We start from the raw sequence: 25,301 nt of genomic DNA on the forward strand, positions 1-25,301 counted from the left end.
TTCTAGGAGTATGGCTGAAGATCTGTCGATGGTTGTTTGGATGACCTGAAAATCTCGTGAAAAGACCTGTAAAAAGAGGGGTTTCCGGCGAACGGTTAGTGTTTTTTCTCACGCATGAAAAACCCCGCACGAGGCGGGGTTTGAATACTGCGAAAAAACCGACTTACGCGTGCAGGGTTTCTGCCGCGTAGAGGGTGTTTTCCAGCAGGCAGGCGCGAGTCATCGGGCCGACGCCACCCGGCACTGGAGTGATCCAGCCGGCGCGGGGCAGGGCGGTTTCGTAGACAACGTCACCGACCAGTTTGCCGTCGTCCTGACGGTTGATGCCGACGTCGATCACGATCGCGCCTTCCTTGATCCACTCGCCCTTGACCAGGCCCGGCTTGCCGGCCGCCACGACCACCAGATCGGCACGGCCAACATGGCCGGCCAGATCCTTGGTGAAGCGGTGTGTCACGGTCACGGTGCAACCGGCCAGCAGCAGTTCCATCGCCATCGGGCGACCCACAATATTGGAGGCGCCGACAACCACCGCATCCATGCCATAAAGATCAGCACCGGTGCTTTCCAGCAAGGTAATGATGCCTTTTGGCGTGCATGGGCGCAGCAGCGGGATGCGCTGTGCCAGACGACCGACGTTATAAGGGTGGAAACCGTCTACGTCTTTGTCCGGGCGGATACGCTCCAGCAGTTTGGAAGCGTCCAGATGCTCGGGCAGCGGCAGCTGAAGCAGAATGCCGTCGATGGCCGGATCGTCGTTAAGACGGTCGACCAGATCGGTCAGCGCTTGCTGAGTGGTGTCAGAGGGCAGGTCGTAGGCTTGCGAGAGGAAGCCGACCTCTTCACAGTCTTTACGCTTGTGCGAGACATAAACCTGAGAGGCAGGATCGCTGCCGACCAGGATCACCGCGAGGCCGGGAGTGCGCAGGCCTTGCTGGCGACGCTCGGCAACTCGTTTGGCGATCTGCTGGCGCAGGCTGGCGGCGATCGATTTGCCGTCGATTAGTTGTGCAGTCATTGCGCGTGATTAACCATCGAGAGGGGAAAAAATGAGAACGCATTCTCGCATGTCGGGCGGTGAGGGCAAAGGCGCTTGGTCAGCAAATTCCCCTAACTCCTTTAATTAAATGAATTTTTTTCAAAAAGGATTTGACGACCTTTGGAGCGCTCTATACTATTCGTCGCACTTGTCGGGCACAGCCTAGCACTGGTTAAGAAGGTAAAGCGGGATCAACGTTCCGTGGCACTGGAAAGCACTTAGTTTGTAGTCCTTTAAGAGTACAGATTAATAAGGCGCCCGTAGCTCAGCTGGATAGAGCATCCGCCTTCTAAGCGGATGGTCGCAGGTTCGAGTCCTGCCGGGTGCGCCATTAGGCAGCTTTGGCACAAGTAACGCGATATGGTGGGCGTAGCTCAGTTGGTAGAGCACGGGATTGTGACTCCCGTTGTCGTGGGTTCGATCCCCATCGTCCACCCCATATTTCGAAAAGCGCCAGATTTAACGGTCTGGCGTTTTTGTTTCAAAAGCTTCATCCGCGGATGTGGTGGAATTGGTAGACACACTGGATTTAGGTTCCAGCGCCGCAAGGCGTAAGAGTTCGAGTCTCTTCATCCGCACCAATTAAAGCTTCATTCATGCCTTTGGGCTGGTGAGGTTCAACAAAGAAGTTGTTTGGCTTTTTTGTTACGCAATATGGTGGGCGTAGCTCAGTTGGTAGAGCACGGGATTGTGACTCCCGTTGTCGTGGGTTCGATCCCCATCGTCCACCCCATATTTCGAAAGGCGCCAGATTTAACAGTCTGGCGCCTTTTTTGTTTTAGCGATTTGAAAAGTCGGCGATTGCCGGTTTCGAGTCGCAAGGGCAGGGCGCTTCGTCGAATTTATATTGCTCGATGATTCTGTGTTGCTCGTCGAGCTTGCTTGCAAGGTCGGCCGTCAGGGAATGATTGTTCACCGCTTCTATATATAGAAGAGGTCGGCGCAGAGCCCTGGCGTGATTGGTTGTATTCGCCTCGGGGGCGCGACGCATCCGTGCATCGGCTCCTATAAATTGCCTGCTGTTTTTTTACCCGTTTTCAGTAGGGTGACTTCTTGAGTTTGACCCACTAGAATGCATGCCCTTGATTCTGGGGTCGGAAACGGCCGGCTAACGTCTGTGCAACGAGGAATATCCATGCAAGTTTCTGTTGAAAATACTACTGCTCTTGAGCGCCGCATGAGCGTCACCGTGCCGGCTGAGCGTATTGAGAGCCAGGTCAACAAGCGTCTGCAGCAGACTGCCCAAAAGGCCAAGATTGCTGGCTTCCGTCCAGGCAAAGTGCCAATGAGCGAAATCAAGCGCCGTTTCGGTGCTGATGCTCGTCAGGAAGCTGTTGGTGACGTCATCCAATCCTCCTTCTACGAAGCTGTGGTTGAGCAGAAGCTGAACCCGGCTGGTTCGCCTGCAATCGAGCCTAAGTCGCTTGAAGCTGGCAAGGATCTGGAATACGTTGCCGTATTCGAAGTGTTCCCTGAGTTCACCGTTGCCGGTTTCGAAGGCATCACTGTCGAGCGCCTGAGCGCTGACGTGGCTGACGCTGACCTGGACAAAATGCTCGACATCCTGCGCAAGCAGAACACCCGTTTTGAAGTGGCCGATCGTGCTGCCCAGAACGAAGACCAGCTGAACATCGATTTCGTTGGCAAGGTTGACGGCGAAGTGTTTGCTGGCGGTTCCGCCAAGGGCACTCAGCTGGTACTGGGTTCCGGCCGCATGATCCCGGGCTTCGAAGATGGCCTGGTTGGTGCTAAAGCGGGCGAAGAGCGCGTTCTGAACCTGACCTTCCCTGAGGACTATCAGAACCTGGACCTGGCCGGCAAAACCGCCGAGTTCACCGTTACTGTAAACACTGTTTCCGAGCCAAAGCTGCCTGAGCTGAACGAAGAATTCTTCGCTCAATTCGGTATCAAGGAAAGCGGCATCGACGGTTTCCGCACCGAAGTTCGCAAGAACATGGAGCGTGAACTGCGTCAGGCGATCAAATCCAAGGTCAAGAATCAGGTAATGGACGGTCTGCTGGCCACCAACCCGATCGAAGTGCCAAAGGCTCTGCTGTCCAACGAAGTTGACCGTCTGCGCGTGCAGGCTGTTCAGCAGTTCGGTGGCAACATCAAGCCTGACCAACTGCCGGCCGAGCTGTTCGAAGAGCAAGCCAAGCGCCGCGTCGTGCTGGGTCTGATCGTGGCTGAAGTGGTCAAGCAGTTCGACCTCAAGCCTGACGAAGCCCGCGTACGTGAAATGATTCAGGAAATGGCTTCGGCCTACCAAGAGCCTGAGCAGGTTGTGTCCTGGTACTACAAGAACGACCAGCAACTGAACGAAGTTCGTTCGGTTGTGCTGGAAGAGCAAGTTGTGGATACTGTTCTGCAGAAAGCTAGCGTGACCGACAAATCGGTCTCTTACGAAGAAGCGGTCAAGCCGGTAGAAGCTCCAACAGCCGACTGATTGTTTTTGCGTTAAGAAGTGCTCACATAAGCCAGCTCTCGAGCTGGCTTATGCGTATTCAAGACATAACTATTTGGGAGTGACTGCAGAGCATGTTCCGTAATTCGTATATTCAGCAGAACTCTGATATCCAGGCCGCAGGCGGCCTGGTTCCGATGGTTGTCGAGCAGTCTGCTCGTGGCGAACGCGCCTATGACATCTACTCGCGCCTGCTCAAGGAGCGAGTGATCTTTCTGGTTGGTCCGGTAGAGGACTACATGGCCAACCTGATTTGCGCGCAACTGCTGTTCCTTGAAGCGGAAAACCCGGACAAGGACATCCATCTCTATATCAACTCCCCGGGCGGTTCGGTGACAGCGGGCATGTCGATCTACGACACCATGCAGTTCATCAAACCCAACGTATCGACCACTTGCATCGGCCAGGCGTGCAGCATGGGCGCGTTCCTGCTGACCGCAGGTGCTCCAGGCAAGCGTTTCTGCCTGCCGAACTCGCGTGTGATGATTCACCAGCCACTGGGCGGTTTCCAGGGTCAGGCATCGGATATCGAAATTCATGCCAAGGAAATCCTCTTCATTCGCGAACGTCTGAACACGTTGATGGCCAAGCACAGCGGTCACACTCTGGAAGAAATCGAGCGCGATACCAACCGCGATAACTTCATGAGTGCAGAAGCTGCGAAGGCATATGGCTTGATCGACGAAGTGATCAACCAGCGCCCAGCGTAAAAATAAGCAGCTCAAAATAGGCTTGGTCGGCTGGTCTGATCAGCGGCGGGCTTGAAAAAGCCCGCAATAGCCTTCATCTTGTGTTGCAAGCCTATCGGATTTGGATCGAACGAATGACTGACACCCGCAACGGCGAGGACAACGGCAAGCTGCTCTATTGCTCCTTCTGTGGCAAAAGCCAGCATGAAGTGCGCAAATTGATTGCCGGCCCCTCGGTCTTTATCTGCGACGAGTGCGTCGACCTGTGCAATGACATCATCCGTGAGGAGGTGCAGGAAGCCCAGGCCGAAAGCAGCGCGCATAAATTGCCTTCGCCTAAAGAAATCAGCGGCATCCTTGACCAATATGTAATTGGTCAGGAGCGTGCGAAGAAGGTTCTGGCCGTAGCGGTGTACAACCACTACAAGCGCCTTAACCAGCGTGACAAAAAGGCTGACGACGTCGAACTCGGCAAGAGCAACATCCTGCTGATCGGCCCGACAGGCTCCGGTAAAACCCTGCTGGCCGAAACACTGGCCCGCTTGCTGAACGTTCCGTTCACCATCGCCGACGCCACCACCCTCACCGAGGCCGGTTACGTGGGTGAAGACGTCGAGAACATCATTCAGAAACTGCTGCAGAAGTGCGATTACGACGTAGAGAAAGCCCAGATGGGTATTGTCTATATCGACGAAATCGACAAGATTTCCCGCAAGTCCGACAACCCGTCGATCACCCGGGACGTTTCCGGTGAAGGCGTGCAGCAGGCCTTGCTCAAGTTGATCGAAGGCACGGTCGCTTCCGTACCGCCGCAAGGTGGCCGCAAGCATCCACAGCAGGAATTCCTGCAGGTTGACACCCGTAACATCCTGTTCATCTGCGGTGGTGCGTTCTCGGGTCTCGAGAAGGTCATCCAGAACCGTTCCACCAAGGGTGGCATCGGTTTCAACGCAGAAGTGCGCAGCAAGGAAGAAGGCAAGAAAGTCGGTGAATCCCTGCGTGAAGTCGAGCCTGACGATCTGGTCAAGTTCGGTCTGATCCCGGAGTTCGTCGGTCGTCTGCCGGTCCTCGCGACGCTGGACGAGCTGGATGAGGCTGCGCTGATGCAGATCCTCACCGAGCCGAAAAATGCTCTGACCAAACAGTATGCCAAGCTGTTCGAGATGGAAGGCGTCGATCTGGAATTCCGTGCCGACGCACTGAAATCGGTCGCTAAACGTGCCCTGGAACGTAAAACCGGTGCCCGTGGCCTGCGTTCGATTCTCGAAGGTGTGCTGCTCGACACGATGTATGAAATCCCCTCGCAGTCCGAGGTGAGCAAAGTCGTGATCGATGAAAGTGTGATCGAAGGCAAGTCCAAGCCACTGTATATCTATGAGAACAGTGAGCCGACTGCCAAGGCAGCGCCGGACGCATAAGCGTCCTCTCTGCCGGAATAAAGGAGGGGCCTTCGGGCCTCTTTTTTTTTATGTCGTTTTTTACATCCGCTTTGCGCTTGTTTTTTTTCAAGGCAGCCCCCATCTTGGTTTCAAGCTTAATTCCATCTGATTACGGCCATATGGCCGCCGTAGAGGCGAAATCATGAAGACAACCATCGAATTGCCTCTCCTGCCATTGCGTGATGTCGTGGTTTATCCGCACATGGTTATCCCGCTGTTCGTGGGGCGCGAGAAATCCATCGAAGCCCTCGAAGCTGCGATGACGGGCGACAAGCAGATTCTGTTGCTGGCCCAGAGAAACCCGGCTGATGATGATCCCGGTGAAGACGCTCTCTATCGCGTAGGTACCATCGCTACCGTTCTGCAACTGCTCAAGCTGCCTGACGGCACCGTCAAGGTGCTGGTCGAAGGTGAGCAGCGCGGTACCGTTGAACGCTTCAGTGAAGTCGACGGGCACTGCCGTGCCGAAGTCTCGCTGATCGAAGAAGTCGAAGCTGTCGAGCGCGAATCCGAAGTGTTCGTGCGCACGCTGCTGTCGCAGTTCGAACAATATGTACAGCTGGGCAAAAAAGTCCCTGCTGAAGTCCTGTCTTCGCTCAACAGCATCGATGAGCCGGGTCGCCTGGTCGACACCATGGCTGCACATATGGCGCTGAAGATCGAGCAGAAGCAGGAAATTCTCGAAATCGTCGATTTGTCGGCGCGGGTCGAGCACGTTCTTGCGTTGCTGGACGCCGAGATTGATCTGCTGCAAGTTGAAAAACGCATTCGTGGTCGCGTTAAAAAGCAGATGGAGCGCAGTCAGCGCGAGTACTACCTGAACGAGCAGATGAAGGCCATTCAGAAAGAACTTGGTGACAGCGATGAAGGCCACAACGAAATCGAAGACCTGAAAAAGCGTATCGACGCTGCAGGCCTGCCGAAGGACGCGTTGGCCAAAGCCACTGCCGAGCTGAACAAGCTCAAGCAAATGTCGCCGATGTCCGCTGAGGCCACCGTGGTGCGCTCGTACATCGACTGGCTGGTGCAGGTGCCGTGGAAGGCGCAGAGCAAGGTGCGTCTGGACCTGGCTCGCGCAGAAGATATCCTCGATGCCGATCACTACGGCCTCGAAGAGGTCAAGGAACGTATCCTTGAATACCTCGCCGTGCAAAAACGCGTGAAGAAAATCCGTGGCCCGGTGTTGTGCCTGGTCGGTCCTCCGGGCGTGGGTAAAACTTCGCTGGCGGAGTCGATTGCTCACGCCACCAACCGCAAATTCGTGCGCATGGCCTTGGGTGGCGTGCGTGATGAAGCCGAAATTCGCGGTCACCGCCGGACTTACATCGGTTCGATGCCGGGAAGATTGATTCAAAAGATGACAAAAGTGGGCGTCCGTAACCCGCTGTTCCTGCTCGATGAAATCGACAAAATGGGCAGCGACATGCGTGGCGATCCGGCGTCGGCGTTGCTGGAAGTGCTCGATCCTGAGCAAAACCACAACTTCAACGATCACTATCTGGAAGTCGATTACGACCTCTCGGACGTGATGTTCCTGTGCACCTCGAACTCGATGAACATCCCGCCGGCGCTGCTCGACCGGATGGAAGTCATCCGTCTGCCGGGCTACACCGAAGACGAGAAGATCAACATCGCGGTCAAATACCTTTCGCCTAAGCAGATCACCGCTAACGGTCTGAAGAAAGGCGAACTGGAATTCGACGCCGAAGCAATCCGCGACATCATTCGTTACTACACCCGTGAAGCCGGTGTGCGTGGCCTTGAACGTCAGATCGCCAAGGTCTGCCGCAAGGCGGTGAAAGAGCATGCGATGGAAAAACGCTTCTCGGTGAAAGTGACAGCTGAGCTGCTGGAGCACTTCCTCGGCGTGCGTAAATTCCGCTATGGTCTGGCCGAGCAACAGGATCAGATTGGTCAAGTCACCGGCCTTGCCTGGACTCAGGTTGGTGGTGAATTGCTGACCATCGAAGCCGCTGTCGTGCCGGGCAAAGGTCAATTGATCAAGACGGGTTCGCTGGGCGATGTAATGGTCGAATCGATCACTGCTGCCCTGACCGTTGTGCGCAGCCGTGCCAAGAGCCTGGGCATTCCTCTGGACTTCCACGAGAAGCGCGATACGCACATTCACATGCCGGAAGGGGCGACCCCGAAGGATGGCCCTAGCGCTGGTGTGGGCATGTGCACGGCATTGGTGTCTGCACTGACCGGCATTCCGGTGCGCGCTGATGTCGCCATGACTGGCGAAATCACATTGCGTGGTCAGGTACTGGCAATCGGCGGTCTGAAGGAAAAACTGCTGGCGGCACACCGCGGCGGAATCAAGATTGTGATTATTCCGGAAGAGAACGTGCGCGATCTGAAGGAGATTCCTGACAATATCAAGCAGGATCTGCAGATTAAACCCGTTAAATGGATTGACGAGGTCCTGCAAATTGCGCTGCAATACGCGCCGGAGCCCTTGCCGGATGTGGCTCCGGAGATAGTTGCCAAGGATGAAAAACGTGAGTCTGACTCTAAGGAAAGAATTAGCACGCATTAATCGTTTTTGACTGGGTGGCTTCCTTGACAGCTTTTTAGAGCCCTTGTTATAAAGCGGCTCTTAAGTGTTTGTAGGCCATTCAGCACTCGTTTTTGCTTTCACCAAAAAAACTTAGAATCATCTCAAAATAGATATAAGGGGACTTAGAGTGAACAAGTCGGAACTGATTGATGCTATCGCTGCATCCGCTGATATCCCGAAAGCTGCTGCTGGCCGTGCGCTGGACGCTGTAATCGAATCCGTCACTGGCGCTCTCAAGGCTGGCGACTCCGTTGTTCTGGTTGGTTTCGGCACTTTCTCCGTGACTGATCGTCCAGCTCGCGTTGGTCGTAACCCACAGACCGGCAAGACGCTGCAAATCGCTGCTGCTAAAAAACCAGGTTTCAAAGCCGGTAAAGCACTGAAAGAAGCGGTTAACTAAGTTTTCAAGTTTTTACCCATCCGGGTCGGGGTCAAGCCTGACTTGGCAGCGGAGCGGTAGAGCAGGTCGCTGAAACAGCCGCCTGTAACGCCGGGATCGAGGGTTCGAGCCCTGTCCGCTCCGCCAGTTACGAGAAGGCGCATCCTCGGATGCGCCTTTCTTCTATCCGGATTTTACCCACGCTCCACGGTTGCCTAAATATTGAAATTCAACCGTTTCTGGGGGACGCATGCTGCAGAATATCAGGGACAATTCACAAGGCTGGATTGCCAAGACTATTATCGGGATCATCGTTGTATTGATGGCGTTCACGGGTATCGAGGCCATTTTCCAGGCTACGACCAACAGCCAGAATGCAGCCACGGTCAACGGTGAAGACATCAGCCAGAACGAGCTCAGCCAGGCTGTTGACATGCAACGCCGTCAGCTGATGCAACAGCTGGGCAAGGATTTCGACGCTTCGTTGCTCGATGAGAAAATGCTGCGCGAATCGGCTCTCAAGGGTCTGATCGACCGCAAGCTGCTGCTGCAAGGTGCGGACGAAGCGAAATTTGCTTTCTCCGAAGGTGCCCTGGATCAGGTGATCCTGCTGACGCCTGAATTTCAGGTTGACGGCAAGTTCAGCTCCGAGCGTTTCGACCAGGTGATTCGTCAACTGGGTTACAGCCGTATGCAGTTCCGCCAGATGCTGGCTCAGGAAATGCTGATCGGCCAACTGCGCGCCGGTGTGGCGGGCAGCGGTTTTGTGACCGACGCCGAAGTGCTGGCTTTCGCCCGTCTGGAAAAACAGACCCGTGACTTCGCGACCCTGAACGTCAAGGCCGATCCGGCTGCGGTCAAGCTGACCGATGATGAGGTCAAGGCTTACTACGACGAACACGTAAAGGAGTTCATGACTCCGGATCAAGTGGTCATCGATTATCTGGAGCTGAAGAAGGCCTCGTTCTTCGATCAGGTCACTGTCAAGGATGAAGACCTGCAGGCGGCGTATCAGAAAGAGATTGCCAACCTGTCGGAGCAGCGTCGCGCGGCTCACATCCTGATCGAAGTAAACGACAAGACCACCGAAGCTCAAGCCAAAGCCAAAATCGAAGAAGTCCAGGCGCGTCTGGACAAAGGCGAGAAATTCGAAGCGCTGGCCAAAGAGTTCTCGCAGGATCCGGGTTCGGCCAACAATGGCGGTGACCTCGGTTATGCGGGTCCTGGCGTCTATGACCCAGCCTTCGAAAAAACGCTGTACTCGCTGGCTAAAGATCAGGTTTCCGAGCCGGTTCGCACCGACTTCGGTTTCCACCTGATCAAGCTGCTGGGTGTTGAAGCACCTGAAGTGCCGTCCCTGGCCAGCCTGAAAGACAAGCTGACCCGCGATTTGAAAGCGGCGCAAGTCGAGCAGCGTTTCGTCGAGGCGACCAAGCAACTGGAAGACTCCGCGTTTGAAGCTTCTGACCTGGCTCAGCCAGCAGCAGATCTGAAGCTGACCGTTCACACCTCCAAGCCATTCGGCCGTGAAGGTGGCGAAGGGATTGCGGCCAACCGTGCCGTGGTCACTGCTGCATTCAGTACCGAAGTGCTCGATGAGAGTGCCAACAGCACCGCCATCGAACTGGATCCGGACACTGTGATCGTGCTGCGTGCCAAGGAACACTTGAAGCCTGCGCAACTGCCTCTGGAAAGCGTGAATGCGGCCATCCGCGCTCAGTTGACCAAAGAGCATGCCAGCGCTGCAGCCAAGACCAAGGCCGAGAAGCTGATTGCTGATCTGCGCGATGGCAAGGCTCCTCTGGACAAAGCGGTTGACGGTCAGAGCTGGAAAACCACCGAAGCGGCCACCCGTGGTCAGGAAGGTGTTGAACCGGCGGTGCTGCAAGCACTGTTCCGCATGCCGAAACCGGCTGCCAAGGACAAGCCGACATTCACCAGTGTGACGTTGCCGGACGGCAGTTTGATGATCGTTCGCCTCAATGGCGTGAACGAAGCGGCTGCGCCGACTGAGGAAGAGAAGGTTCAGTACCGTCGCTTCCTTGCGTCGCGTGAAGGTCAGCAGGACTTTGCGGCGTATCGCAAGCAGTTGGAAAGCCAGGCTGACATCAAGAAGTTCTGATGGTGGGTTGAGCTGTAGTACAAGGAGCCCCGGCCTGATCAGCCGGGGCTTTTTTGTGGGTGTTCGCTTTTTGGTCTTGGCGGCCTTTGGGCCGGCCATGCTCTTGGGTGTTGGGTGAATATCCGTTTTTTTTGGGGTAGCGGATTAGGGTTCCGCCCTTACGGCGGGTCACTTTTGGCAAACGCCCCAAAAGTAACCAAAAGGTCTGTGCCCTGACGTTCGGCCCGCTCGCTGGGGCTCGGGGTACCTTCGCTCCGGGTTCATCCGGGGCATCGATTCCGGTTTGCTTCGCTGCACCTCCTTTCGATGTTCTCCCCGGATGAATCCCTCTGCTCAGCCTGCCGACGGGCTTCCAGATCAAGATCAAGAGCTGCACTCGAGCTAACGCTCATTGTGTTGAGTGGGGCGGCTTTGCCGCGTTGGTGGTGCACACTTTAAAACTGTGGGAGCAAGCCTGACAGAGACCAATTTCTAACTGAAGGCTCATGGTCCTTGTGGGAGCTGGCTTGCCAGCGATGGCGGGTTGGCAGGCGATGCATTTGCAGGTTTTCATCACCGAATTATCGACGCGACCTTTTTCCGCAATCTGCGGTCGATAGGCTTGTAACTGTTTTAAGACACTAATCCATACGCCGCGGGGGCGCGTTCTGTTGCACAATACGCCCCGGACTGTTTTCCCTCAGGATGTTTAATGTTGATTTCCACTCCCCTGCGTGTTGTCGGGTTGGCGCTGTTGTTGACCGTTGTTGCCGGCTGTGCGAAAGACAAGCCGATGTATGAGCACGAGAATTTCGATGACTCCGGTACGTTTTCGCGTAATTACCCGGTGACTGACGTCGTCAGTTGCGAAGCGGCGCGTCGTGCGTTGCTGAGTCAGGGCTACATCATTACCAGCAGCGACTCGAAACTGATCAGTGGCCACAAGAGTTTTCAGCAAACCGGCGATACGCACATGGAGATCAGCTTCAATGTGGTCTGCGCCGATGACGGCAGTGCTGGCCATCACGCGACGATGTTCGCCAATGCCTTGCAGGATCGTTATGCGCTGAAGAAGACCAACAACTCGGCCAGTCTCGGTGTCGGCGTGTTGGGCTCGGTTTCGATGCCGATTGGCTCGTCAGACGATTCGATGGTCAAGGTCGCAAGCGAGACGGTGACGGCGCAGAAGTTCTATGAGCGCTTCTTTACCCTGGTCGAACAGTTTCTGCCGGCAGAAACCAAGAAAGCTGCACATATCGAGGAGAAGCCGAAGACCGATCTGGGCGTGCCTGAACCGAAAGCGGCCCCCGCGAGCCTGACACCAGCCGCAGAGCCCGCTCCAGCGGCTGTTCCAGCACCTGAGCCGGCCGTGACCGCGCCTGCGCCCGCTGAACCGGCACCGGTCAGTTCCGAGCCGGTAGCGCCGCCAGCGGAGTCGACCCCGATTGCTCCGACGCCGAGTGCAGAACCTGCGCCGGCTACCGAAACCATCACGCCACCGGCCAATCCGACGGACATTCCGCCGCCGTCCGAGCCGATTCCGGCAATGCCAGCATCCGGCCAATAACCCACGCCGCTGTTCGGCCCCCTGTAGGAGCTGCCGAAGGCCGCGATCTTTTGATCTTAAAAGTGATCAACGATCGTAGCCTCCGGCATTCCCACAGAGGAACATCTCGTTACATTCCCCCAGACAAAATTCCGCGATAAATTCCTGACCGACTGCTACGTTTTATTCATGAAGACGAAGCTTCACTTTTCCTTCACACGGGCACGTTATGCTCGAGGCACTGGGCATTTGCTCAGGCCCATTCAACAGAGCAGCAGGGGGATTACGCGATGGATGAATATCAGGAAGAACTGCTCGAATACCAGGCCTACGAACTGGATTCGCCAGAGCCGGCAGAAGACGCCACCGAGCTTTAACGTCTCAGGCTGTTTTGCGATGACTGCGGCGGAATTCGCCGGGCGTCTGGCCGCTCCAGCGTTTGAACGCTCGCTGGAATGCTTCGGCTGAGGCAAAGCCGAGCAGGTAAGCGATTTCGCCGAACGCCAGTTCCGTATCGCGGATGTAGGTCATTGCCAAATCACGGCGAGTGTCATTGAGGATTGCGCGAAACTGCGTGCCTTCCTCAGTCAGTTTGCGCCGCAAAGTCCAGGTCGGCAGCTTCAGGCGTGCCGCCACTTCTTCCAGGTCGGGTTCCCGGCCACCATTCAATAACGGCCCAAGCAGTTGCGTGATGCGTTCGCGCAGGCTGCGTGTGCGGGTCAGTTGCTCCAGCTCTCTTTCACACAGTTGCAGCAGATGCCGCCAAGTGCTTGGGCAATGCTCGGGGTTGCGCAGGGCGAGGCTGGCCAGGTTCAGGCGCAACTGGTTGCGCTCGGCGCCGAACTGGATCGGGCAATCACCTAATGCAGCGTAAGCGTCGCGATAGTCGGGTGCGTCGAATTCGATTTCAATGCGTTCAGCCCGCAGCGGTTCGCGGCTGACACTGGATAGCTGATGCAGCCAGCCGGCGATGATCGAATCCACCACGAAACGGTTATAGGCGTTGTACGGGCTGATCGAATAGAAGCGCAGCCATGCGCCGTTGGCGTCCTCGTGGAAGCTCGACTGACCGCGGTAATTGGAACCGTACAACGGTTCGAAACGGATCAGGCAACGGGCGGCCTCACGTATGTTAGGCGCCTGCGATGCGGTGACGCCAGCCAATCCCGCCTGGCTCAAACGACTGAGCTGACCCATGCGCAGGCCGAGTGCCGGGTCCCCGGTCAATTGAATCGCGCCATGCCCCAAGCGCATGTAGCGCGGAATCGACAGTCGTGCCCCGGCCTCGGCCAATCTAGCCGCATCCAGTGCGTATTGTTCGAGCAACGGCTGTGGGTCGGCGCCGTGACTGCGCACCGCATCGGCGAGGCTATGGACGAAACCTACCGACAGATCCCCAAGGCGCATCGGCAGCGGCTTCATCGCTTACAACCAGATATTCAGCATACGTGCGCCACGGGCGTCACCGTCGGCAAACTGCTGGCCGTTGCTGTTGAGGAAGCTTTGGCCTGCGCCTGATTTATCCCAGAACTGCCCGCGCAGAAACACACTCATTCCGGCAATTGCATGACTGCTGGGCGGTTGCGCGGTCAAGGTCAGGCGATGCCAGGCCTGGCCTTCGCTGACTTCACCCGGCTTGAGACTGACTGAGCCGGGTGTACTCGAACTCTTATAGCCACGCCACGGCTGATTCCATGCACCATGACCGAATACCTGCGCCGGCACGGCGACCAGCTGGGCATTTTGCTCGTCGAGTTTGCGGTAGTTATCCGGATACCAACTGTCGCTGCCGATCAGTACGCCCAGACGCCCGGCCGGTGTGTCGACAACGTTGATGATTTTTTCATTGGCCTGGATGACATCACGCTGGCTGAACACCGGGTGCAGCTGCCGCTGCGGCTGGCCGAGCGGTGCACCGTCGCGACCGAAGACCACGCTGCTGTTGTACAGCGCACCGCTGCCGGGTTTGAGCTGGCCGTCACGGATGCTCGGCTCGGGCAAAACGATTGAGCCGGCCACCAGCGTCACGTGGAACTCCTTGGCCAAGCCGCCAAACAGTGCCTGGTAATCGTTGGCCATGCTGCGCGATTTCATGCGCAGGTGGGCATCGTCGAGACGGTCTGTGCCCTTGGCGCTGAGCCAGGCGCGGGCGAACAACAACGGATTGCTCGCCGCCAGCCAATTCATCGCCTCGGCGAGAGTGGGCGCCTGATACAGCTCGTCTTTTTCGCCGCTGATCATCAACCAGGTGCCGACATGTTCCGGCAACACCACCACGGTCTTGTCATTCAACAAGCCTTGATCCTGCGCTTGCTGCAAGTACGCCGCGAGTTTGCGGCGCAGGCGCGCGGGGCTTTGGTAGTCGGTGGGGAACAGTTCCGGCTGGATGCCCAGCAGATTGCCTCGGTCGGCGGGCGTGCCCTGATCGACCGCCAGTTTGATGCGCAGGTCCGACAGATAATGCCCCGCCGGCCGGTCTGCCGCCCACATGGCGTAGGTGGTAAGGACGGCAACGAGGGCCATGGAAAAAAACAGGTACAAAAGTTTGCGCATGAAAACCAACAACGACCGGGTACAGGGTATGGCGACTAGGGTAGGGCGCATGGTCTGGCTTGCCAAGGGGCGCTGCGCATTTAGATCATTAACTTGTCAGTTACGGTCATTGAGTGACAGCGATGCGACTCTTAGTCTGTCGAACATGAATGACGGGGGACGCAGAGCTCCCGCACTTTTTCCGTGATTGCTCGTTGTGGAGTTACCGATGACCACCGCTCATTACCCGCACCTGTTGGCCCCGCTGGACCTGGGATTCACCACGCTGCGCAACCGCACCCTGATGGGCTCGATGCACACCGGCCTTGAAGAAAAACCGGGTGGCTTTGAGCGCATGGCCGCGTACTTTGCCGAACGCGCCCGTGGCGGTGTCGGCCTGATGGTGACTGGCGGGATCGGCCCGAACGACGAGGGCGGTGTGTATTCCGGTGCAGCCAAACTGACCACCGAAGAGGAAGCGCTCAAGCACCGTATCGTCACCCGCGCGGTGCACGAGGCGGGCGGCAAGATCTGCATGCAGATCCTCCACGCCGGCCGCTATGCCTACAGCCCTAAACAGGTCGCGCCGAGCGCGATTCAGGCGCCGATCAACCCGTTCAAGCCAAAAGAGCTGGACGAGGAAGGCATCGAGAAGCAGATCAGCGATTTCGTCACCTGTTCGGTGCTGGCGCAAACCGCCGAGTACGACGGCGTGGAAATCATGGGTTCGGAAGGTTATTTCATTAACCAGTTCCTCGCCGCGCACACTAACCATCGCACCGACCGTTGGGGCGGCAGCTACGAAAACCGTATGCGTCTGCCAGTGGAAATCGTACGCCGCGTCCGTGAGGCGGTCGGCCCGAACTTCATCATCATCTTCCGTCTGTCGATGCTTGATCTGGTCGAAGGCGGCAGCACCTGGGACGAGATCGTCATCCTCGCTAAAGCCATCGAGCAGGCTGGTGCGACCATCATCAACACCGGCATCGGCTGGCACGAAGCGCGTATTCCGACCATCGCCACCAAGGTGCCGCGTGCGGCATTCAGCAAGGTCACGGCCAAGCTGCGCGGCTCGGTGAGCATTCCGCTGATCACCACCAACCGCATCAACACCCCGGAAATCGCCGAGCAGATTCTCGCCGAAGGCGATGCCGACATGGTCTCGATGGCGCGGCCGTTTCTTGCCGATCCGGACTTCGTCAACAAGGCTGCCGAAGGTCGTGCTGACGAGATCAACACCTGCATCGGCTGCAACCAGGCCTGCCTCGACCACACCTTCGGCGGCAAACTCACCAGTTGCCTGGTCAACCCGCGTGCCTGCCACGAAACCGAGCTCAACTATCTGCCGGTGCAACAGATCAAGAAAATCGCCGTGGTCGGTGCCGGCCCTGCGGGGTTGTCCGCCGCAACCGTCGCTGCCGAGCGTGGCCATCAGGTAACGTTGTTCGATTCCGCCAGCGAAATTGGTGGCCAGTTCAACATCGCCAAGCGTGTGCCGGGCAAAGAAGAGTTTTTCGAGACCCTGCGCTACTTCAAGCGCAAGCTGCAAACGACTAACGTCGAGGTGTGCCTGAACACTCGCGTCGACGTCGCGAAACTGGTTGATGGCGGATACGACGAAATCATCCTCGCCACGGGTATTGCGCCGCGCACTCCGGCGATTCCGGGCGTTGAAAATGCCAAGGTGCTGAGCTATCTCGACGTGATCCTCGAGCGCAAACCGGTCGGCAAACGCGTGGCGGTGATTGGCGCGGGTGGCATCGGTTTCGACGTCTCGGAATTCCTCGTTCACGAAGGCATTGCCACCAGTCAGGATCGCGCGGCGTTCTGGAAGGAGTGGGGCATCGACGCCCACCTCGAAGCGCGTGGCGGCGTGGCCGGGATCAAACCTGCGCCGCACGCGCCGGCTCGCGAAGTGTTCCTGTTGCAGCGCAAGAAAACCAAGGTTGGCGATGGCTTGGGCAAAACCACTGGCTGGATTCACCGTACCGGGCTGAAGAACAAGCAGGTGCAAATGCTCAACAGTGTTGAATACCTGAGCATCGACGACGAAGGCCTGCACATCCGCATCGGCGAAACCGGCGAGCCGCAGTTGCTGGCGGTGGACAACATCGTGATCTGCGCGGGGCAGGACCCTCTGCGTGAGCTGCACGATGGCCTGGTGGCGGCCGGGCAGAACGTGCACCTGATCGGCGGTGCTGATGTGGCGGCGGAGCTGGATGCCAAGCGTGCGATCAATCAGGGATCGCGTCTGGCAGCTGAACTCTGATCAACGGCCACCGGTAACGGATAACCCCTGTAGGAGCTGCCGAAGGCTGCGATCTTTTGATCTTCGTTTTTCAAGAACAAGATCAAAAGATCGCAGCCTTCGGCAGCTTCTACAGGGGATTTTTTTGCCTGGCAGGTATGTATGAAAAGTCGATAAGTCCCATTCGCTAGCAGATTGTCCGCGATCTGAATCAGCAGAATGGTAAGCAGATATTGTTCATATTCAGTATTGGCTAAACAATTGAGCGGTATGGAGCCGATGGCTATGGTGGGTGTGCCGTGAGTACTGGAGGTCTATCAATGCTCAGTGGCCCAATCAATTACATGCCTGAATAAAAGGATTTATAAATGGCTATCCATACGCTCAAAAACGTCAACGTCGTCCGCAAGGCCATGGCCAAGTCACCTGTTCCCGCCCCGAATGTTCCCGGGGTTAGGGCCAAGCCTCCCGCCCCGAATGCTCCCGGGATACGGACCAAGCCTCCGGTCAGGGGTGAGCCCAAGGCCCGAATCATTTCACCGCGGCCACCCAAGCCGCTTATCAAAGTTCCCGGTGGGAGCGGCAATGGCCCGGTATTGCCAGGACTCATAGTGTGTCCACCGGGTACATGGGCAACCAAAGACTGGCCACCGCTGAACATCAACGATGACCCGTTGGCGCTGAAGAAACTGCTTGAAAACTTTACCTCCCACACCTATCCCGATGGCTCCGTCTGGCTGATCGATAACAGTCTGGTCAATGCGCAGCAGACCGCGGTGATGCGCCCGGACGGCATTGTTCAGTACGTCGACGGCAGGGTGGGGCATCCGGATGGGCGCATCGTCTGGCCGGATAACACAGTCGAATATCCCGATGGACGTATTGTCTGGGCTGATGGTATCGAGCAACTGGCAGACGGGGCGATCAAGTATTCGGACGGTCTGCGCTACAACGTGCAGGGTGATCTGGTTTCCGCCTGATCATGGCCGCGCAACCGGAACTCTGATCAACTGATTGCGGTTACGAACACGAACAAACCCCCTGTAGGAGCTGCCGCAGGCTGCGATCTTTTGATCTTCGTTTTTCAAGAACAAGATCAAAAGATCGCAGCCTGCGGCAGCTCCTACAGGGATTTCGGTGGCTGGTAGACTGTGATCTTTTTCAGGTCATGCGGTGCTTATGTTTTTGCCTGCGCAAGCTCCTCTTGAACTCCTGCAACTCGACTGGCTCACCGCTGCCTGCGTCGAGGTCGCCATTTTACGCCTCGATCAAATCGACCCGCTGATCAGCGGCAACAAGTGGTTCAAACTCGTTGAACATCTGAAAGCCGCCGATCGCAACGGTGCCGAAGGCATCATCAGTCTCGGCGGCGCGCACTCCAATCATTTGCATGCGCTGGCGGCGGCGGGGAAGCGTCTGGGGTTTCAAACGGTCGGGCTGCTGCGCGGTCATCCGCAGGAAACGCCAACCGTCGTCGATCTGCAAGCGTACGGCATGCACCTGCATTGGCTGGGTTACGGCGGTTATAGGGCGCGACATGAACCGGGGTTCTGGGAGCCGTGGCGAGCGCAGTATCCAAATTTGTATGCGGTGCCGGAGGGCGGTGGCGGATTAGTCGGGGCGCTGGGTTGTGCCGCGATCAAAACGCAGGTCGATGCGCAATTGAGCCGTTTGGGTTGGCGCGATTATCACGGTTGGTGGCTGGCCTGCGGGACCGGGACGACCTTGGCCGGGCTGGTACTCGCCGAGGCGGGGGCACATCCGCTTTACGGCGCGTTGGCGGTGCCTGAGGATCACGGCGTGGCGGCGCAAGTGGAGTCGATCCTGCAGGGATCCGGCTGGGCTGACTATGAGCTGATCGATGCCAGTCGCGGCGGCTTTGCCAAGGTTGATTCGGCATTGCTGGCGTTCATTGCACAGACCGAGCTGGACTGCGGCGTACCGTTGGAGCCGCTGTACACCGGCAAGGCCTTGCTGGCGCTCAAGCAGCAGGTCGAGGCGGGTAAATTCGCCGCCGGCACGCGCTTGATTTTCGTGCATACAGGCGGATTGCAAGGGCGGCGGGGGTTCAACACTCATTCTGTAGGGAGCTGAGCTTTTGTGGCAGGGGATCTACCTGAGGCCAAGGAGTTTTTCTGTGGCCAGGAGATTAAGTGCGGAATGGATATCTACTGTGGCCAGGGGATTTAATGTGGAATGGAGATCTACTGGGACCAAGGGACTTATTTGTGGCGAGGGGATTTATCCCCGATGGGCTGCGAAGCAGCCCCCCATATCTGCAACTGAGTTAAACCTGATTCAGCGCGTCTTGAGGTTTTGGGTCTGCTTCGCAGCCCAACGGGGATAAATCCCCTCGCCACAGGGTTCTTGCAGTGCCTGAGACGGGATCACCCGCGCTTGGGCATCATCCGCAACAGCGTGTTGTCCTTCACCACATAGTGGTGATAAAGCCCCGCCAGCGCATGCAGCCCGATGAGCCAGTAACCGACGGTGCTGATCAACACATGCCAATACTCCACCTGCTTGGCGAAGGCTTTGTCTTCACCCACCAACAGCGGCAGATCGAAGCCATAGAACATCACCTGATGCCCCTCGGCACTGGTGATCAACCAGCCGAGAATCGGCATGCTGATCATGAACAGGTACAGGGCCCAGTGCATCAGCCGCGCCAACAGCGTTTGCCACTGGGGCGAGGCCGGGAAGATTTTCGGTGCCGCGCCGACGCTTCGGGCCAGTAGTCGAAACCACACCAGCACGAACACGGTCAGACCGAGCATGTAATGCACTTCACGAATGAGCGTGCGTCCGCCGCTGCCTTTGGGGAAGAAGCCGCGCAATTCCATGCTGGCGTACACCAATATCAACAACACCAGCATCAGCCAATGCAGCACGACCGACACGGTGCTGTAGCGAGATTCGGAACTTGTCCACGGCATCCGGTGTTTCCTCACAGATCAGGGTTAAGACGTGCCGTTCTTGGACGACGGCATGCGTTAACTGTAAACCCGATGGCGTGTTTTTGCTCTGAATGGTCGAACTTTTTTTAACGCGTTGGCGCGACCTGAAAGTATTCAATGACGTTGCGTGGAGTGACTGTATTAAAGGTGTGTTAATTGTTTTTGTAGTGTGGCTTTGAATAATTAATATTGGTGTAACGGCTTGTTGTTTATATTCTGTATTTGACTTTGGGTTGCCGGGTTGTGTTGTGCTGTTTAGTGTGTGGGTAAGTCCTCGGCCACAACTAGTGGCTTGGGGGTATTAATGTTGTTTAATTTTTTAATTGGATTATTTATGTTCTCTAATAAAAATAAAAATGCTTATGTTGTTAAAAAGGCTATGGGCAAACGACCTGTTCTCAAGCCAAAACCAGTCGTCAGACCGGTGTCGTCCAAACCTGTATTGCCGGTGAAGCCCCCCATCAAGCCTGTTTTACCAGTCAAGCCTCCCGTCAAACCCATCGTAAAACCGGTTAAGTCTGTTTTGCCAGTTAAACCACCGGTCAAGCCCGTTTTACCAGCCAGGCCCGTTTCGCCACCCAAACCTAAAACTCCCAACGGTACTGGCCGACCTGTTGCAATGAAAAGGCCACCCATGCCGTGGCCGACCATCAACTTCAATATTGATCCGGTTGCTCTGGCGACACTTATTATCAGTCTGGGTGGAATCCTCAATACCGATGGCTCTACGTCCCTTCCGGATGGCAGTCTGATCGATGCGGGTAAAAACTCTCTCAAGGGCCCGGATGGCGTTATTCATCATCAGGACGGTCGTGTCGAGTTTCCCGATGGCCGGATTATCTGGTCGGATAATACGATCCAATACCCTGATGGGCGCATAGTTTGGGAAGATGGAACGGAGCAACTTCCTGACGGCAGTACCCGATATCCAGACGGCCTCGCCTACGATGCGCAAGGTAATCTTATTGCCGGATAAGTTTGCGGTTGTCTAACTTGTGTGGGCGAATATTTGTCCATCTCTCAATCAGTAAAAACAGAAACACCGCCGACTGGCTTTCCAGTCGGCGGTGTTTTTTTATTGAAAGTTAGCAGGATTGCGGCATTTCACCGTTGGCCAGACGCTTGTTGATGTCGGCAATAACTTCCGGTAGATCGCTGATGGTGTCGATCATGTAGTGTGGGCGCGATCCTGCGAACAGGGCGTGGATGCGCTCGCGTTCGCTGGCCAGTTCATCGCTGCCCAAGGCACGGAAACCCTCGTAGTCCAGGCCCAGCGCGTTGCCCGAGCAGATCAGCGCCACGGTCCACATGCCGGCCCGGCGACCTTCAAGGATGCCCGGCACGGTATCGTCGATCTTCACGCAGGCGCCGACGTCGTCGATGCCCAGTGCGATGACGTTGGCCAATGCCTGTGCTGGCCAAGGGCGGCCGTTCGGCACTTCGTCGGTGGCGACCACGTGGTCGGCGATGTAGCCGTTGGTGGCGGCCAGTTCGACGACTTTATCCATCACCTGTTTCGGGTAGCCGGAGCAGGAGCCGATCTTGATGCCTTGCTGGCGCAGGTTGGCGATGGTGTCCAGGGCACCGGGAATCAGCGCCGAGTGTTCAGCGATTTTCTCGATTTGCAGCGGCATGAAGCGCTCGTAGATGGCGGTAACGTCATCGTCGGTCGGCGTGCGGCCGAACGCTTTGCGGTAACGCTCGGCCACCTGCGGCTGATCGCACAGGGTGCGGATGTGATCCCACTTGCCCATGCCCATCGGGCCGCGAGCTTCTTCGATGGAAACCTGAACGTCGAATTCGGCGAAGGCTTCGACGAAGATCTGCGTCGGCGCGAAGGAACCGAAGTCGACCACGGTGCCGGCCCAGTCGAGGATGGCGGCTTGCAGCTTGGTTGGGTTGGTGTAGTTCATGATGTTGAAAATCCTGTGTTGGCAATGCAATTCAAAATGTAGGAGTGAGCCTGCTCGCGATGGTGGTTATTCATTCAGCATCTGTGCTGGCTGGCAGGGCCTCATCGCGAGCAGGCTCACTCCTACAGGGGATTCGTGGCGGGTTCAGATTTCGAGGACTTCCATCTCGCGCAGCACTTCGCCCACCGCTGCGACCGCTTCGCGCATTTGGTCCGGGCTGACATGACCGATGCAGCCGACGCGGAAGGTTTCGACCTGAGTCAGTTTGCCGGGATAGAGGATGTAGCCCTTGGCCTTGACCCGTTCGTAGAAGTCCTTGAACTGATAACGCGGGTCATTCGGCGCGTGGAACGTCGCGATGATCGGTGCCTGAATCGCTGCTGGCAGAAAGCTGCGCAAACCGAGTTTGCCCATCTCTTCCATCAGCGCCTGGCAGTTGGCGGCGTAGCGCGCATGCCGCGCCGTCAGGCCACCTTCTTCGTTGTATTGCAGCAGGGCTTCGTGCAGCGCCGCGACCACATGGGTCGGCGGGGTGAAGCGCCATTGCCCGGTCTTCATCATGTAGGTGTGCTGGTCGAACAGGTCCATCGCCAGCGAGTGCGAGTTGCCGGCGGCGGCTGCCAGCGACTCTTTGCGTGCGAAGACGAAACCCATCCCCGGCACGCCTTCCAGGCACTTGCCGGACGCGGCGATCAGCGCGTCGAATGGCACTTGCTGCGCATCCACCGGCAGCGCGCCGAAGGAACTCATGGCGTCGATGATCAGGCGCTTGCCGTGTTGCTCGACGACGTGAGCGATTTCCGCCAGCGGATTAAGAATGCCGGTGCTGGTTTCGCAGTGGATCAGCGCGACGTGAGTGATGTCGCTGTCGGCGCGCAACAGACGGTCGACGTCGGCGGCGGTGGTCGGTTCGTCTTCAGCGGTTTCGAAAGTGCTGAACGAGCGGCCGAGCACTTCGCAGATTTTTGCCAGTCGCTTGCCGTAGGCGCCGTTTATCAGCACCAGTATTTTGCCGTCGCGTGGCACCAGCGTGCCGATCGCCGCTTCGACCGCGAAGGTGCCGCTGCCTTGCAATGGCACGCAGTGGTGGGTCGCGGCGCCGTTGAGAATCGCCAGTAATTGCTCGCAGAGACTGGCGGTCAGTTGATTGAAGCGGTCATCCCATGACCCCCAGTCGACCATCATCGCCTGGCGGGTACGGGCCGAAGTGGTCAACGGGCCGGGAGTGAGCAGGATGGGTTCGGCGATACTCATTCGTGTGTCCTCGGATAGCGCTGTGGGATGAAGCTACGGGGCCTAAGTTGCAATTTGCCGTTGCATCAATCAAATTGTTTGTTGTTATGCCAGCCATCAGTGAGAGTTATTCATGAACCTGTTTCAGCTGCGCGCTTTCGATGCCGTGGCGCGCGAGGGCAGCTTTACCCGAGCCGCCGCACGGTTATTCATCAGCCAGCCGGCAGTGACCGGGCACATCAAAGCGCTGGAGGAGCACTACCAGATCACTTTGTTGCGACGCACTGCGCGACGGGTGGAACTGACTGAGGAAGGCACCAAACTGGCGGCGATCACTCGCGCAATGTTCGGTTTGGCGGAAGAAGCGCAAACCATGCTGGAGGCCAACCGCCAGTTGCTGACCGGGCGGCTGGAAGTGGCGGCGGACGGCCCGCACATGGTGATGCCGATGCTGGCCAGTTTGCGTGCGCGCTATCCGGGGATCACCGTGAATCTGCGTTTGGGCAATGCCCAGGAAACGCTGGCGGCGTTATTGTCGGAACACGCCGACGTCGCGGTGCTGACCGAAGTCGAGCCACGCAAGGGGCTGCATCTGCAAGCACTGAGCGAATCGCGGATTTGCGCGTTGGTGCCAGAGGGGCATCCGTGGGCTGCGCGTGCCGCCGAGGTGAAACTCAAGGAACTTGATCAGGTGATCATGGTGCTGCGCGAGCCGAGTTCGATTACCCGGCGCACATTTGATCTGGCCTGCACGCAGGCGTCGATTAATCCGCGCGTGTTGCTGGAGCTGGACAGTCGTGAGGCGGTGACCGAGGCGGTCGCCGCGCAGTTGGGCGTTGGCGTGGTGTCATCGGTGGAAGTCAGCCACGACCCACGGGTGGTGGCAATTCCGATTGTCGGGGAGGGGTTGGTCAATCGGCACATGATCGGTTGCATGGAGCGGCGGCGGGAGTTGCGTTTGATTCAGGCGTTTTTTGGATTGGCGCCGGCCTGATAAACCGTGGCGCCCTCATCGCTGGCAAGCCAGCTCCCACAGGTTTCTCTGGTGTACACACAATTTGTTAACGGCTGAAACCCCTGTGGGAGCTGGCTTGCCAGCGATGGGGCCAGCACTGGTTACACCAGGCTTTCGCGAACCATATCCAGAAACGTCGCCACCACCCGCCGCGAACTCTGTTCGCGCAAGCACACCAAGGTCTCGGTCAAGCGTCGGGTGCAGTCAGTGATTGGCAAGGCGCAAACCCGTGAGTCGGCGCCAAACTCAGCCGCCGAAACCACCCCCACACCAATCCCCACCACCACTGCCTCGCGCGCCGCTTCCCGGCCTTCGACCTGAATCGCCGGGCGAATGCGAAACCCGGCCCGAGCCATTTCCTCCTCCAGCGTTTGCCGGGTCACCGAACCGTGTTCGCGCAATACCAGCGGCGTGTCATCCAGGTCCGCCAGGCAGATCGACTCGCGCTCGGCCCACGGGTGATTGCGCGAAACAAACGCCACCATCGGATCGTTGCGCAGCGGCACGCACAGCAAGCGTTCATCGCTGACATCACGGCCCAGCAACGCCAGATCGGCCTGATAGTTGAACAGGCGAAACAATGACTCATCGGTGTTACCCGTCTCGATTTTCACGTTGATGCCTGGAAAGCGCTCGCAGAACCGCGCGATCTGCGGCAGCACATGCACCGGCGCGTCCACCGCCAGAATCAGGCTGCCGGTCTGCAAGGCCTGGGATTCCTGCAATAACTCCTGTGCCTCAGCTTCAATGACGAACAGGCGCTGGGTGATCGCCAGCAAGCGTTCGCCCAGATCGGTCAGGCGGACCGAACGTTTATTGCGATGAAACAGCAAAACGCCAAAGCGTTCTTCGAGTTTGCGCACCTGGTCGGAAATCGCCGGTTGCGTGAGGAAAAGGCGCTGAGCGGCTTTGGTGAAGCTTCCATGCACGGCCACGGCGTGGAACGCTTTGAGTTGGGCGTGGGAAATTGACATGGCGGCTCCAGTTAAAAGCTGAGCTTATGTGTGAAATACGATAAATCGATTTTATTTATTAAACAGTAATTGCTTTGATCGGCTCACGCCAGCGCCGACTGCTCGATCGAACAGCGGCGCTGGCCATGAGCCTGTGCGTGCAACAGCAGGACTCATCTGACCGGTATCGCCATAAGGGATGGGGTGATATCGCAGTGCTCAACAATAAAAAA

20 protein-coding genes and 4 tRNA genes are annotated in these 25,301 nt (G+C 57.3%); 16 read left to right on the forward strand and 8 right to left on the reverse strand.

All coding sequences use genetic code 11. From position 1 onward, the window contains the following. Positions 1 to 163 precede the first annotated feature (163 nt). Entirely contained in the window at positions 164 to 1,018 is an 855-nt protein-coding gene (folD, locus tag ICA16_RS01075; protein WP_150605370.1) for a bifunctional methylenetetrahydrofolate dehydrogenase/methenyltetrahydrofolate cyclohydrolase FolD, read from the reverse strand. 275 nt (positions 1,019 to 1,293) lie between these two features. Here folD and ICA16_RS01080 point away from each other — a divergent pair. The 4 genes from ICA16_RS01080 to ICA16_RS01095 all read left to right on the forward strand — a co-directional run bounded on the left by ICA16_RS01080 (position 1,294) and on the right by ICA16_RS01095 (position 1,772). After that, positions 1,294 to 1,370: transfer RNA gene (locus ICA16_RS01080), tRNA-Arg, on the forward strand. 32 nt (positions 1,371 to 1,402) lie between these two features. Next, positions 1,403 to 1,478, forward strand: a tRNA-His gene (locus ICA16_RS01085). A gap of 57 nt (positions 1,479 to 1,535) precedes the next feature. Then, positions 1,536 to 1,620, forward strand: a tRNA-Leu gene (locus ICA16_RS01090). Between the two features lie 76 nt (positions 1,621 to 1,696). Further along, positions 1,697 to 1,772, forward strand: a tRNA-His gene (locus ICA16_RS01095). A gap of 45 nt (positions 1,773 to 1,817) precedes the next feature. Here the strand turns inward: ICA16_RS01095 and ICA16_RS01100 are convergent. Continuing rightward, positions 1,818 to 2,030 carry a hypothetical protein gene (locus ICA16_RS01100; protein WP_210699714.1) on the reverse strand — a complete coding sequence of 71 codons (213 nt, stop codon included), beginning with the start codon at positions 2,028 to 2,030 and terminating at the stop codon, positions 1,818 to 1,820. A gap of 144 nt (positions 2,031 to 2,174) precedes the next feature. Between ICA16_RS01100 and tig the strand changes: the two genes are divergently transcribed. The 7 genes from tig to ICA16_RS01135 all read left to right on the forward strand — a co-directional run bounded on the left by tig (position 2,175) and on the right by ICA16_RS01135 (position 12,238). Beyond that, positions 2,175 to 3,485 carry a trigger factor gene (tig, locus tag ICA16_RS01105; protein WP_042559949.1) on the forward strand — a complete coding sequence of 437 codons (1,311 nt, stop codon included), beginning with the start codon at positions 2,175 to 2,177 and terminating at the stop codon, positions 3,483 to 3,485. A 92-nt stretch (positions 3,486 to 3,577) separates the two neighbouring features. Further along, the gene (clpP, locus tag ICA16_RS01110; RefSeq protein WP_042559948.1) at positions 3,578 to 4,213 is read left to right on the forward strand and encodes an ATP-dependent Clp endopeptidase proteolytic subunit ClpP; all 636 of its coding nucleotides are present in this window, start codon (positions 3,578 to 3,580) and stop codon (positions 4,211 to 4,213) included. A gap of 113 nt (positions 4,214 to 4,326) precedes the next feature. Then, positions 4,327 to 5,610, forward strand: a complete 1,284-nt coding sequence (clpX, locus tag ICA16_RS01115; protein ID WP_042559947.1) for an ATP-dependent Clp protease ATP-binding subunit ClpX — start codon at positions 4,327 to 4,329, stop codon at positions 5,608 to 5,610. 163 nt (positions 5,611 to 5,773) lie between these two features. Continuing rightward, positions 5,774 to 8,170, forward strand: coding sequence for an endopeptidase La (gene lon, locus ICA16_RS01120; RefSeq protein ID WP_150592364.1), 2,397 nt, complete (start codon positions 5,774 to 5,776; stop codon positions 8,168 to 8,170). A gap of 148 nt (positions 8,171 to 8,318) precedes the next feature. Then, the gene (locus ICA16_RS01125) at positions 8,319 to 8,591 is read left to right on the forward strand and encodes an HU family DNA-binding protein (protein ID WP_008077714.1); all 273 of its coding nucleotides are present in this window, start codon (positions 8,319 to 8,321) and stop codon (positions 8,589 to 8,591) included. Between the two features lie 229 nt (positions 8,592 to 8,820). After that, positions 8,821 to 10,692 carry a SurA N-terminal domain-containing protein gene (locus ICA16_RS01130; RefSeq protein WP_210699715.1) on the forward strand — a complete coding sequence of 624 codons (1,872 nt, stop codon included), beginning with the start codon at positions 8,821 to 8,823 and terminating at the stop codon, positions 10,690 to 10,692. 691 nt (positions 10,693 to 11,383) lie between these two features. Then, complete coding sequence (locus ICA16_RS01135; RefSeq protein WP_210553107.1) at positions 11,384 to 12,238, forward strand: DUF2242 domain-containing protein; 855 nt, start codon at positions 11,384 to 11,386, stop codon at positions 12,236 to 12,238. A 360-nt stretch (positions 12,239 to 12,598) separates the two neighbouring features. Here the strand turns inward: ICA16_RS01135 and ICA16_RS01140 are convergent, their stop codons facing one another. Both ICA16_RS01140 and ICA16_RS01145 read right to left on the reverse strand, forming a co-directional pair. Beyond that, the gene (locus ICA16_RS01140; RefSeq protein ID WP_210699716.1) at positions 12,599 to 13,639 is read right to left on the reverse strand and encodes an AraC family transcriptional regulator; all 1,041 of its coding nucleotides are present in this window, start codon (positions 13,637 to 13,639) and stop codon (positions 12,599 to 12,601) included. Between the two features lie 3 nt (positions 13,640 to 13,642). Further along, positions 13,643 to 14,770 carry a carbon-nitrogen hydrolase family protein gene (locus ICA16_RS01145; protein ID WP_210699717.1) on the reverse strand — a complete coding sequence of 376 codons (1,128 nt, stop codon included), beginning with the start codon at positions 14,768 to 14,770 and terminating at the stop codon, positions 13,643 to 13,645. Positions 14,771 to 14,978: 208 nt separating this feature from the next. Here ICA16_RS01145 and ICA16_RS01150 point away from each other — a divergent pair, with 208 nt between their 5' ends. The 3 genes from ICA16_RS01150 to ICA16_RS01160 all read left to right on the forward strand — a co-directional run bounded on the left by ICA16_RS01150 (position 14,979) and on the right by ICA16_RS01160 (position 19,091). Then, on the forward strand, positions 14,979 to 17,018 hold the full coding sequence (locus tag ICA16_RS01150) for an oxidoreductase (RefSeq protein WP_210553104.1): 2,040 nt from the start codon (positions 14,979 to 14,981) through the stop codon (positions 17,016 to 17,018). 590 nt (positions 17,019 to 17,608) lie between these two features. Then, positions 17,609 to 17,977, forward strand: coding sequence for a hypothetical protein (locus ICA16_RS01155; RefSeq protein WP_210699718.1), 369 nt, complete (start codon positions 17,609 to 17,611; stop codon positions 17,975 to 17,977). 199 nt (positions 17,978 to 18,176) lie between these two features. Next, positions 18,177 to 19,091, forward strand: a complete 915-nt coding sequence (locus ICA16_RS01160; protein ID WP_210699719.1) for a 1-aminocyclopropane-1-carboxylate deaminase/D-cysteine desulfhydrase — start codon at positions 18,177 to 18,179, stop codon at positions 19,089 to 19,091. A 293-nt stretch (positions 19,092 to 19,384) separates the two neighbouring features. Here the strand turns inward: ICA16_RS01160 and ICA16_RS01165 are convergent, their stop codons facing one another. Beyond that, positions 19,385 to 19,933 (reverse strand): cytochrome b, encoded by a 549-nt coding sequence (locus ICA16_RS01165; protein WP_150605476.1) that lies wholly within the window; start codon positions 19,931 to 19,933, stop codon positions 19,385 to 19,387. A 325-nt stretch (positions 19,934 to 20,258) separates the two neighbouring features. Here ICA16_RS01165 and ICA16_RS01170 point away from each other — a divergent pair, with 325 nt between their 5' ends. Further along, the gene (locus ICA16_RS01170; RefSeq protein WP_210553103.1) at positions 20,259 to 20,930 is read left to right on the forward strand and encodes an NHL repeat-containing protein; all 672 of its coding nucleotides are present in this window, start codon (positions 20,259 to 20,261) and stop codon (positions 20,928 to 20,930) included. A 109-nt stretch (positions 20,931 to 21,039) separates the two neighbouring features. Here ICA16_RS01170 and phnX read toward each other — a convergent pair whose 3' ends face one another. Then, on the reverse strand, positions 21,040 to 21,867 hold the full coding sequence (gene phnX, locus ICA16_RS01175; RefSeq protein ID WP_210553102.1) for a phosphonoacetaldehyde hydrolase: 828 nt from the start codon (positions 21,865 to 21,867) through the stop codon (positions 21,040 to 21,042). 144 nt (positions 21,868 to 22,011) lie between these two features. Beyond that, a complete protein-coding gene (locus tag ICA16_RS01180; RefSeq protein WP_210699720.1) occupies positions 22,012 to 23,121 on the reverse strand; it encodes a 2-aminoethylphosphonate--pyruvate transaminase in 1,110 nt (369 codons plus the stop codon). A 112-nt stretch (positions 23,122 to 23,233) separates the two neighbouring features. Between ICA16_RS01180 and ICA16_RS01185 the strand changes: the two genes are divergently transcribed. Continuing rightward, on the forward strand, positions 23,234 to 24,094 hold the full coding sequence (locus tag ICA16_RS01185) for a LysR substrate-binding domain-containing protein (protein WP_210699721.1): 861 nt from the start codon (positions 23,234 to 23,236) through the stop codon (positions 24,092 to 24,094). Positions 24,095 to 24,216: 122 nt separating this feature from the next. Here the strand turns inward: ICA16_RS01185 and ICA16_RS01190 are convergent, their stop codons facing one another. Next, the gene (locus ICA16_RS01190) at positions 24,217 to 25,089 is read right to left on the reverse strand and encodes a LysR family transcriptional regulator (RefSeq protein WP_115147298.1); all 873 of its coding nucleotides are present in this window, start codon (positions 25,087 to 25,089) and stop codon (positions 24,217 to 24,219) included. Positions 25,090 to 25,301: the final 212 nt, after the last annotated feature.

Source organism: Pseudomonas anatoliensis (genome assembly GCF_017976235.1).
GTDB lineage: Bacteria > Pseudomonadota > Gammaproteobacteria > Pseudomonadales > Pseudomonadaceae > Aquipseudomonas > Aquipseudomonas anatoliensis.